Source organism: Terrabacter sp. 2RAF25 (assembly GCF_052115265.1).
Lineage (GTDB): Bacteria > Actinomycetota > Actinomycetes > Actinomycetales > Dermatophilaceae > Terrabacter.
Genome location: NZ_JBFRGJ010000012.1, coordinates 48660 through 58811, shown reverse-complemented (window position 1 = coordinate 58811; position 10152 = coordinate 48660). Strand labels below are relative to the sequence as shown.

General features: G+C 66.9%; 9 protein-coding genes. 3 read left to right on the top strand and 6 right to left on the bottom strand.

Annotated elements, in window-relative coordinates; all coding sequences use genetic code 11:
* Positions 1 to 778 precede the first annotated feature (778 nt).
* Positions 779 to 2089 (top strand): hypothetical protein, encoded by a 1311-nt coding sequence (locus AB4091_RS20970; protein ID WP_442294671.1) that lies wholly within the window; start codon positions 779 to 781, stop codon positions 2087 to 2089.
* Positions 2090 to 2284: 195 nt separating this feature from the next.
* On the opposite strand, the gene AB4091_RS20965 is transcribed toward AB4091_RS20970, so the two are convergent.
* A complete protein-coding gene (locus AB4091_RS20965) occupies positions 2285 to 2776 on the bottom strand; it encodes a hypothetical protein (protein ID WP_442294669.1) in 492 nt (163 codons plus the stop codon).
* A 931-nt stretch (positions 2777 to 3707) separates the two neighbouring features.
* Between AB4091_RS20965 and AB4091_RS20960 the strand changes: the two genes are divergently transcribed.
* Both AB4091_RS20960 and AB4091_RS20955 read left to right on the top strand, forming a co-directional pair.
* Positions 3708 to 4121, top strand: coding sequence for a hypothetical protein (locus AB4091_RS20960; protein WP_442294667.1), 414 nt, complete (start codon positions 3708 to 3710; stop codon positions 4119 to 4121).
* Between the two features lie 149 nt (positions 4122 to 4270).
* Positions 4271 to 4675, top strand: coding sequence for a hypothetical protein (locus AB4091_RS20955; protein WP_442294665.1), 405 nt, complete (start codon positions 4271 to 4273; stop codon positions 4673 to 4675).
* A gap of 110 nt (positions 4676 to 4785) precedes the next feature.
* Here the strand turns inward: AB4091_RS20955 and AB4091_RS20950 are convergent, their stop codons facing one another.
* The 5 genes from AB4091_RS20950 to AB4091_RS20930 all read right to left on the bottom strand — a co-directional run bounded on the left by AB4091_RS20950 (position 4786) and on the right by AB4091_RS20930 (position 10116).
* Positions 4786 to 5625, bottom strand: a complete 840-nt coding sequence (locus AB4091_RS20950) for a hypothetical protein (protein WP_442294663.1) — start codon at positions 5623 to 5625, stop codon at positions 4786 to 4788.
* A 622-nt stretch (positions 5626 to 6247) separates the two neighbouring features.
* Positions 6248 to 7411, bottom strand: coding sequence for an ATP-dependent DNA ligase (locus AB4091_RS20945; RefSeq protein ID WP_442294661.1), 1164 nt, complete (start codon positions 7409 to 7411; stop codon positions 6248 to 6250).
* Between the two features lie 350 nt (positions 7412 to 7761).
* Positions 7762 to 8901, bottom strand: coding sequence for a DUF3631 domain-containing protein (locus AB4091_RS20940; protein WP_442294659.1), 1140 nt, complete (start codon positions 8899 to 8901; stop codon positions 7762 to 7764).
* On the bottom strand, positions 8898 to 9635 hold the full coding sequence (locus AB4091_RS20935) for a bifunctional DNA primase/polymerase (protein ID WP_442294657.1): 738 nt from the start codon (positions 9633 to 9635) through the stop codon (positions 8898 to 8900). Before AB4091_RS20935 ends, AB4091_RS20940 begins: the two co-directional genes overlap by 4 nt.
* A 289-nt stretch (positions 9636 to 9924) precedes the next feature.
* Positions 9925 to 10116, bottom strand: a complete 192-nt coding sequence (locus AB4091_RS20930; RefSeq protein ID WP_442294677.1) for a helix-turn-helix transcriptional regulator — start codon at positions 10114 to 10116, stop codon at positions 9925 to 9927.
* Positions 10117 to 10152 lie beyond the last annotated feature (36 nt).

The window sequence follows — 10152 nt, the reverse complement described above, 5'->3', positions numbered from 1 at the left end:
GGGTCGACAATGTGTGGTGCGGTCATCGTGATGATTCCGTTCGAGAGATCTGTGGAAGGTGAACTCGAAGGATCACGCGGTGGCCGCACCTACGTCCACGCTCGGGACGAATTCGACGACCGCGCTACACCACTATCAGGGACTCAACTCCGGGCTGGTGGATGTTGTACATGCTGCTTCCTGTCTGGTCGGAGGTCGGATGCACAGCAGAAGCCCGGTTCCATTCAGGATCGGATAGTGAACAGCACTATCGTGACAAGCCGCAGTTGCGGCGCGCGTGTTGCGAAATTCTTAACATGCTGACCTGCGCGGATGCCGATCCAAGTGGCCTGGATGGCTAGGAGCCTCCTTGCCCGTGGATGGGCAGGAATGCCTAGATCACCTCTTGACACGGTGCGAAGCCAACGCCCGGCTTTCGCCCTCCGGTCGCATCGAGGTCACGCGCTTCAGCCGGGTTCGCGGGGTCGAGGTCTGGTCTGGCGCGGTGAGCCGCACAGCGTGACGGAGCACACCCGCGGCGGCTGAGGCGTCGGCTTCCACCTCGACGACGAAAGAGCGAAGACCGTGACGCGGGTAGGCCCCGGCTGCGCCCCGGCCGAACGTCTGATCGAGGTCTCGTCCGGGGGGACAGTAACCGCGACAGGGACCGGCCGACAGCCATGGACATTGAGTTCGTCGACCCGGCCGTGAACGGCTGACCATCCTCGTCGGCACCTCCACTCCACTGGCTGCGGGGCGTTTCTCAGACAACCGCACCACCGGCTCCTACGCTGCCGAGATGCCGCGCCGTTCCCATCCCGCGTTGAACTGGCCCCGCCCGCAAGGCCGAGCCCCGACCATCGAATGGGCCGAGCGCGCCTCGAACCCGGGCGGCTACCCATTCGGGCCGCTCCCGCCGGGTGTCCTGCGAGTGCACGGAGTCGTGGAGGGAGAACCGGTCGACAGCCTGCGGCTCACCCTCGACGGGCGAGCGGCCTCGATCGCGATACCGATCGACGAGCGCACCCGGGACGTCTTTGCCCCGGTCCTGGTGGCGGGCTCGGAGCTGGTAGTGCACTGCGTCATCACCGACTCTGAAGACCACCTTGATGCGTCGGTCTCCGTCGTCAGCATCGCCCTGCCTGAGGACGCGAATCGTGGCGCCAGCCTCTGGCCGCCGATGTCGTACGAAACCTCAAGGTACGGCGACGATGTCATCGGCGGCTTTATCAAGTCGGCCGTGCCGTACAAGCCGGGGCCACGCTTCGAGCTGGGGTACGACATCAAGACCGCCACGCGCATGAAGCGCGACGAGGCGTTCCGGTACTTCGACCCTGCCGACCATGCCGCTCTGCGCATGGCGCTGCAGCGGTGGAAGACGATCGACGAGGCCGCGCTGGAGCAGCATGCGACCGACATGCTGCAGGAGCACCCGATCCTGGAGATCATCGACGACGGAAAGCCCACCGTCGGCATGTGGTGTCTGGACACGTGGGAAGGACCATTTCCCCCGGTCGTGGGCTTCCACCCCCACCCGGTCAAGCCGTGGCGCAACGTGCTGGAGGGAATCTGGGGCGTCAACGGTTTCGACCGGCACGGAATGACGAAGTTCCCCGCCTGGCTGACGAATGACATCTACGGACGCAGCAACCGGGAGTCCGCGTACTCGTTCAGGCCCGACGACGTCACCGCGATCGGTCGAGGTCAGCTCGCCGCGCGGTCCATCGACGGCGTCGAGAACCCGGAAATGCGTCACTGGGCGGCGATCTCTCTTGCGCGCTTCAGTCTCCCCGGCGGGATTCGGTTCCCTGACCTCGAGCCGTGGTGTGACGCGGGCTTCTCCGACCCTCGGACTTGCCTTCATCTGCACCGGACTGGCTTGGACCCAAACGACCTCGTAAAGCGCGACCCGGCGTGGCGGCGCGTCTACTCCTGCGACTTCCACGGAAGCCAGTCACCAAATTTGCTCCTGCGCTACACGCGCGGCGTCAGCATCTACGTGTGGGAGGGGTCGCTCAGCCGTCTCGCGCAGCTGGCTCAGGCGGCGATCCCCTTGCCTGAGGCGTTGTCCATGCTGCCGCGGGCGCGCGACCTCACCGGACGCGAGTAAGCCCGCTCGATGGGATTAGCTCGCGGGCAAGACGACGTTGTAGTTGCATTTGTCACGACTGTCACTGCGCTGGCGGCGTGTGGAGGCTCGCGGCGAGCATCGCGGTCGGCGGAGATGGACGGAGTCAGCTTCCCAATGGAATTTGCAAGGGCCACTTGAAGTCCTCCGCACCGGAAGGCGGGGCGTTTCGTCGTTCTACGACGAGCCCGAAACGGTCCCGAGAAGACTTCCCGCCCCCTGCATGAGTAGGCCCAAGACCAGGAACGCGACGCCCACGAGGGCGAGGCCGCCGCCGGTCAGAGCCTCCCGGAGAGACGCCTTCACTTTGTCCAGCTCGATACCGCTGAGCTGGTGGAGGTCCTCGGCGTGCCGCTTCGCGTCCGCCCCGGCGTTGTACGCGGCCATTTTGACTTCACGCTGCCACCGCTTGGGGTAGCTCTGCACTGCGTACTCCAGGAGCGCGACGCGCTCCTCCAGCGTCGGCTCGTGGTCGCGGGGGACGACGAGGTCTCCGACCTCTATCCCCACGCCGACGCCGGCGTTAGCGAAGGATGCCTTGGATTTCTGTGCCTCATCGAAGGCGGCTAGGTTGCGGCTGCGACCTCGGACCTCGCGGACAGTGATGCCGATACCGGCCAGCTCGAAGGTGATGCCCGCCACCTGGAGCCACACCGAAAGTGTCTGCATGAGCTCACCCTCTCGTGGCGCCCCTGCGGGCCCGTGCGTGCCGCGCCGTGCGTTCGCAGCCATGGACGGTACCTAACACAGTTCGACACGCCGCTATTGAGGGTGATGAGCAGGTCGAGACTCTCCTCCTGCCGCACCTCGCCGACGATGATGCGCGCGCGCTCCGGTCGAGCGGGCGGTGCGCCCGAGCGGGAGCGTCCCCAGCAGCAACGCGGCCTGCTTCTTCGTGGAGCAGCCCTGGGGGCAACGCAGTCCACCGCTCGGCGCTCTCGGGAAGGCGTCGCGGTTGTAGGGACATGGGAACGGGCCCTCCCTCCTGAGCTGGCCGCTTGCCGGACGGGTGTTGACCGAGCACGCCATCGACTCGACCTGTGAATCGCCGAAAAGCGCCGCGCGCCGGTGCGCGCGACGCGAATCATGGCGGCCTCGATGCGCGACAAACGGGGTTTCGCGACGGGCCAGGACGCGTGAAAGGGAGGACACCATCAGATCGGGTTGGTACTACCAGGCGGGGCAGGGCCGGCTCCGCTACCACGACGGCGAGGGCTGGACGGAGCAGTACCGCAGCGCGGATCGGCCGGAGGCAAACGTGGTGCCATCGCCGCCGGTCGTTGAGCCGACGGATCCCGCACCTACGGCTGGGCAACCGAGGAACCGGTCAGCAGCACTCACCAAGGTCGGAGCGGCCTGTGCCGCGTTGCTCATGACGAGCGGAGCCGGCGTTGCCGTCGGCGCCTACCTTGCCGACGGATCAGCGCCCGAGACGGTCGCCACAACGCGTCCTAACGGAGGGCTCGGCCCTACACCGACGACGGAGCAGGGCCCGACCGCCGCCGCAACCGGGCGGGTCGTAATCCCGTCGGCCCAAACGGCGGTGCGACCAAGCATCGCCGAGGCCCCCGCCCCGCCTGCCACGCCAACCCAGGGGCCCATGCCGACACCGGCAACCATGCCAGCGCGCGATCCGGATCCGCCAGAAGCCAGTTCGTTCGACCTTGAGTACGCCCGACTGGTCGTGCGGTACATCGTGGAGGACATCGCCACCGCCGATGCACGCATGGTTGATCCCAGCACCACCACGACCGCGACGATGACCTTCCTTGCCGAAGACATGGACAAACTGCAGGACGCTGGCATCCCGCCGGTCAGCGACCCCGCCCGCTATCTGGCTCGAGTGCAGGTTCTCGGCCAGTTCTATGCGAAGGCCGCAGTCCTCCTACCCGACGATGCCATCGGCGCTGTCGCCGCGTATATGGTGGCCCGGGAAGATACCTCGAAACTGCTCGCGGTGCTGAACCCGATCCTGGGTACCCACCACAAGCTGCCACCCTGGAAGTTCATGTAACGCGTCAACTCGCGTGGCCCCGGGTTGTCCGGACTAGCAGCGACTGGTCGACCCCAGAACACCTGCCGGTCGACACGGTCGCACAACGCGTGAGGTCAACGAGGCCCGCGCCCATGCGACCGTCCCTACCGTGGGTAAGAATGGGCTCCATGAGCCCAACAGCTGCTCTCCCGCCGGTCAGGGGCAGGCATAGGAACCGAGCGCTGGCGGCCGCCCGGCGTGCCCGCGCCGTCGAGCTGCGGACCCAGGGTTGGACCTACCAGGCCATCGCCGACGAGCTCGGATACGCCGGCCGTGCCCCGGTCTGGCGACTGGTCCAATCGGCCCTGCAGTCCCGCACCGCCGAGGCGGTGGACGGCCTGCGCCAGCAGGAGTTCACTCGGCTCGAAGCCCTGCTGGCCGCGTACTGGGATGCCGCGACGACGGGAGATCTCGGTGCCGCTCGTACCGTGCTCGACGTCATCCGAGGCGAAACACGACTGCTCGGCCTCGCACAACCGCGTCAGGAGCCCAACGACGCGCCACGCAAAGTCGTTGTTCCGCCACGACCCTGAGCCCGTTACCTGCTCAGCGTTACCGTTCGAGGCGGTGAAAGCCCGCGGCGCCTACCGCTGCCGGGCCCGCCGTCTCAGCCCCGAACAGGTTGAGGCTTCTCTACGACTCGCTACGGCTCTGAAACCACAATCAGTTCGGCTCGATCGACCAGCGGAGTCCGCCCCACTCTTGAGATCTCAAGGCGGACCGCCTTTCCTTCGGTCGAGACGCCCAATTCAGAAGCAAGCGCATGAACACCCAGCGCTTGGTCGTTCAAAGCGTCGATAAGTCCTGCGCCCGGCACCTTCTTGCCCAGTTCTCCAGCCTGGCGAGCCAGCCACAGACCCTTGCCCTGCTTGGCCAGCAGTGGCGCAAGGGGTGAGACTAGTGCTGCGGTGACGAGGGCCAGGGCCCCCGCACCGACGGTGACCGCAACCACGGTCCCGATTGCAGTGGCACCCGCACCAGTTGCGGTGCCCGCCGCTATCACCACACCTGGGGATGGCGTCCACCCCGATTGCTTGGAAACGGTCGAGCCCGGGACGCGTCCCGTCGCTCGTGCCGCATCCTCCGCGCGACGGTAGATGCCACGAAGGGCAGCGTCGTAGTGGTCAACGGCGCGGCGGGTCCAGTGAAGCGCGGCACCCGAGTCACCCTCACGCGCAGCCAACGCAGCGTTCACTGCAGCGGCGAAGCCACGGTGATGGTGGTAGAGCCGATCCTGAGACTCGGCGCGCCTGAACTCAGCAGCGGCCTCTTTGAGGGCACGCTCGCGGGCGCTATCGGAAGTGCTGGCCCGAGCGACCTCCAGAGCACTCCGAGCTGACTTGAAATCGTTCTCGAGGATCGCACGGATCTCCCCGTGAGTCTGAGCCAGCAGGCGATCAGCCTCTGTCGTGATCAACCCGCAGGCCCGGGCAACGGTCGTCCCTGTGCGGACAAGACCGAGGAAAGTCATGACTGGGTCCACGCCCTCATGATGCCAATAGGCCGCGGACTTCGCGTTTCGAACGGCGCGGGTTTTCGTCTACAAGGCGCATAGGTAGGCGGGTCAACAACGGGCGGGCGACGATCCCGACGAATACCGGTTCGAGTGCGACGACTGCGAGGGCACCGGCACGGTGCGCGTCCCGGTCGACGACGACGAGACCGTGTTCGAGGAGGGCACCTGCCCCGACTGTGGGGGAAGGGCTACTACGAGGGCGAGGGCAGACGTCGACGGCGACTACTGAGGACCTCAACTGTCGCGTCGTCGGCCGAACCAGCGCCGCTTGGGGGGGCGGAGGATGTCCATGTGAGAATCGGGCCGTCCTTGGTCACGTGCATCAGGTCGGAGATCGCGGCCCCCGTGCCGTCGGGCTTGGCTGACCGGAGGGCGTCAGCGTCGTGGTCGAGGGCAGCGGTCCAGGCCGCTTGGTCCTCGGCTGGCAGCGGGCCCTGCCCGATGACCTGCCTCGCGACCTGACTCATGTCGAGTGCCGCCTCCCACTGCTCCTCGTTCAAGGTCACCATGAACAACTCGGGCTCTTGCTGCACCCGAGGTGCGTCAAGCACGTGGTCAAGGACCGGGAGGGGACGAGTCTCCGCATTGGTCAGATCGCGACAGAGACTCCAAACGTCTCGCGTCGCCCTGTTGAAGACCCAAACCCTGTTGTCCGCCATGCGGCCCAGTCTGCCTCGGCGACACGTTCTGTGTCGCTCCAGAGGCGGGACGTGGACCCGATCCTCAATTCCCCTGACGAAAGAGCAGCCTGCGAGTTCGCTCGGGGTTCATGAGAACGTCGAGCAGGTAGAGATAGCCGAGGAGCCCGACATCGTGCGGGACGTGACCTGGTCTGGCGCGGTGCAGTCGCGCGGCATGGCGCAGCACCCCCGGCGGCCGCTGAGGCGTCAGCCTCGACCTCGACGACGAACGGCGCCACGACCGTCACCTGGGTGGGGGCGGCTGACCCCCAGGCGAAGGTGCGCTCGAAGGTTTCGCCGGTCGGGTGCAGCAAGGGCGAGAGTGATCTGCCGACGGCCTTCGAGAGCGAGGTCGTCGAACCGGCCGTGACCGGTTGGCCGTCGTCGTCGACCTTGCCGGGGAAGGCCAGCACCAGCGCCGTGGGCGCTGTCCCGTCACCGGTGAACCCGATCGCGATCATGTCCAGCGTCTGCTTGGCCTTGACCTTCCACCACACGTTGACCGGGTTCGGTGGGTAGGTATCGCCAGCGTCCTTGATGACCAGTCCTTCGATGCCGCCAGCCGTGAGCGTGTGGAACCACTCCTTGGCGAGGGCCAGGTCGTCGGTCTGCTGGCACAGCACGATGGGAGAGGCGATGCCGGCCAACGCTTGCTCGAGCACCGCTCGGCGCTCCCGCAAGGGCCGACCTCGCAGGTCCTCGGAGCCGGCGGCAAGCACGTCGAAGACCACGAGCTGCGCTGGCCGTCGGGAGGCGAGGGCGCGGATCGGCCGACCGGCCGTCATCCGGGCCTGCAGCCCCTCGAAGTCGAGCCGGCCGGCAGCTGGGTCCCACGCGATGACCTCACCGTCCAGCACGAGGTCGTCCGGCAGCCGCGACGTCAGCACCGGCGCCAGGTCCGGGAACAGTGGCGTGAGGTCGGTGCCGTTGCGCGATAAGATCCGTCCGCTACCGACGAGCGCGCGGTACCCGTCCCACTTCGGCTCCCACACCATCTTCTTGACTCCGGAGGGCGTGAGGTCATCGACGGCCCGCACTAACGCGACGGGCGCATGCAACGACACCACAGCCATGTCCTCCACTCTTCACCATCCCGCCCGGTCGAAGCAGTCGAGTCGCTCAAGAGGCGGACACCATGAAGGCGTCCGGCCGGGCCCGTCGTGTCCGCACGTCAGCGCAGGTCAGCGCCATGCGGACAGTGCGGGACGGCTTGGGACGCCTACGACGAAACGTCGAGTCGCATCCTTGACTGCCGCAGCCAGCGCGCCGCGATGTGCTACGCCCTCAAGGGGCTCGGCAAAGGCGTCCGGACCCGTCCCATGCCGTGTGCGCGTCGCTGACCTGCCCAAATGCCCGGACACCCCCGCGCGACCCGGACACCTTGCACGGTGTCCGGGTCGCGCTTGTTTGCGGCGATGCAGGGTCAGGGGTCGGGTGGGCTCTGGTGCTCATCCTCACTAGTTCGTGGGCTCGGTAGGTACCGCTCCCAAGCGTCCTCGAAGTCCTCCCGGTGGTAGACCCGCTTGCGCTTGTCGGGAGTGTGCCCCGTGCGGATGCCGTAGCGCGCGAGATGCTTCCCCAGCTTTGACGGGTTGAACTTCATGTCGAACCATGGGGCAGCAGCGTCCTCCTCCAAGGCAGTCACCAGATCCTGAGAGCCGATGAACGGGTGGCCAAGCTTGTCGAAGGCGCCACGGATGTCACCAAGCAGCTGCACCCCGAGCGACTGGGCCTGTTCGTCTTCTGCGGTCGCCAGGACGAAGTACGTGGCTGCGGCGCGGGCCCGCACGGGCCAGTCGCCCCCCACGCAGTCCGCGACCGCAAGCAGCGGCTCCCAGGTGTCCGCTGCCCGGTCGTCGACCCCCGGCGGCATCGTCGGCTCGGCACCTTCGAGCAGACCGACAGCCACTTCGCCCCAGTCGTGAAGCCTGTCCTTCAGCATCGCGAGCGCCGGGCCGTCGCGCTTCTGACGGAAGGTGGAGACGACCTCACTCTCCTTGCGCCGTCGCATGGCGAGAACGACCGCTCGGTCCTCGATCGTGTCGGGCATGTTCCCGATGCCCGCCACGAGGGCCATCGCGAATGTCGAAAATGTGGTCGGCGTATGGCTAGGCCCTTCGACGCGGCCGTACGTGAGGCCGCGCTGGTGTCCGGCGTTGAGCAGGCCCCGCAGGTCCTCGTTCTGCTCGGCCTTCATCCTGGTGCCGAACAAGACGTCCGCCTCGTCTAGCAGGATGGTTGGAGGGTGCTCGTTTCCCAAGGACCGGAAGATGAACGCGACGGACGCGTTCACCGTGCGTATGGGCTCGCGGACAAGGCCGTAGACGACCTCGACAAGGCGAGACTTGCCGGACCGCTTCTCCGCGGACCGGGCCACGAGTCGAGGCGCGTAGTCGAAGGCGGGCAGCACGTGCGTCGTAGCGACCCAGAGGGCGACCGCGACGTAAGCGTGCTCGGATGGCAGGACACAGTACGTGCGCAGGCACTCTTCGACCGACAGGAGCATCTCGGCTGGATCCTCTGAGGGCTCCTGCAGCCCGCGGAGATCTGGGACGGCACTCATGCTGACCTCGCCTTTTGCGCGCTGGCCACGGTCCGTCTCGCGGCCACCTCGGCCTCCCCTGCTCGCACGGCGGCGTTCACGAAGTCCTCGACTGTCTGTTCGAGAACCCCGAGGTCCAGCGCCCTGCGGCTGGCCCAGTAGAGGGCCGCGTTGCGGTTGCCGGGCGCCTGGGAGGCCACGAAGTCAACCAGGTGCCGCGCGGAGCCCGACGACGGTATGACTCTTGGCGCAGGCCTGCTGGGGACTAGCGGCCGCAGAACTTCGCGTAGCCAGCTCGGAAGCGTGGCTATGGGGCCGTTCTGCCACGCGTACGGCCTTCCGGTGACAGGGTGCACGCTCGGCGGGAGCACGCAGTGCCCGTTCGTCTTGAGGTCAATGCCCGGTGGGAGGCCATACCGGCTGAGCTGGCCGGCGGGGCGGTGGAAGTAGAGATGCCGCCCACCGTCTCCACGGCCCGAGAGGGTCGTCAAGGTCGCCGGAACCGGGCGGCCTTCTACCAGTTCGTCCCAGCCGCGGTCGCCCCCGTTGCGGGGGTCGATGTCCAACACGATGAGCGAACGCGGGACTGCACCTCCGATGTTGGCGGAGGGCCAACGGCGCCACCACTTCTCAATTTGGAGATGACAGCTGCTCGCGTCATGGCACCCGTGCCGAGTCAGGGGAGCCTTGCCCTGCAGGGGCATGACTTCCCAGCCGTTCGCAGCCAGGGCTTGCGCGGCAGTCAGGAGCCCCATGACAGTCTCCCCGCTGGCTCAGGCACGAGCCGGACCAAGGTCATCTCCGCCCACTCCCCGCGCGCTCGCGCTCGGGCGACTACGTTCTCGGCGCCCGCCAGGGTGGTGAAAACCCTTGTACGAGAGCGCGTGCCGCGAACGAGTACCGCGTAGCCCCTAAGCTCGGTACGCCGACTCTTGTGGTGACGGATGTCAGCTGTATCGTCAGACCTGAACATGGTTTCTACCTTCCTGTTCATTCCGGGCCGGCCTTGGCAGAGGTCGGCCCGGCTGTGGATGTGGATGACACTTACTTGCTCGACGGCGTGGATGCGGTGCGGTCACAAGCCGCCTGATGCTCGATCCATCTCTCGACCACGCTTCGCAGGTAGAGGACTCGTCTACCTGCCCGGAAGCTAGAGGGGCCCTGGCCGGTGTGACGCCACCACCTGAGAGTGGCTTCGGGAGTTTTCAGCAACTCGGCGACTTGGCCCAGGGTCATCAGTTCATCCATGTCTCAACGCCTTTCGATCATCGG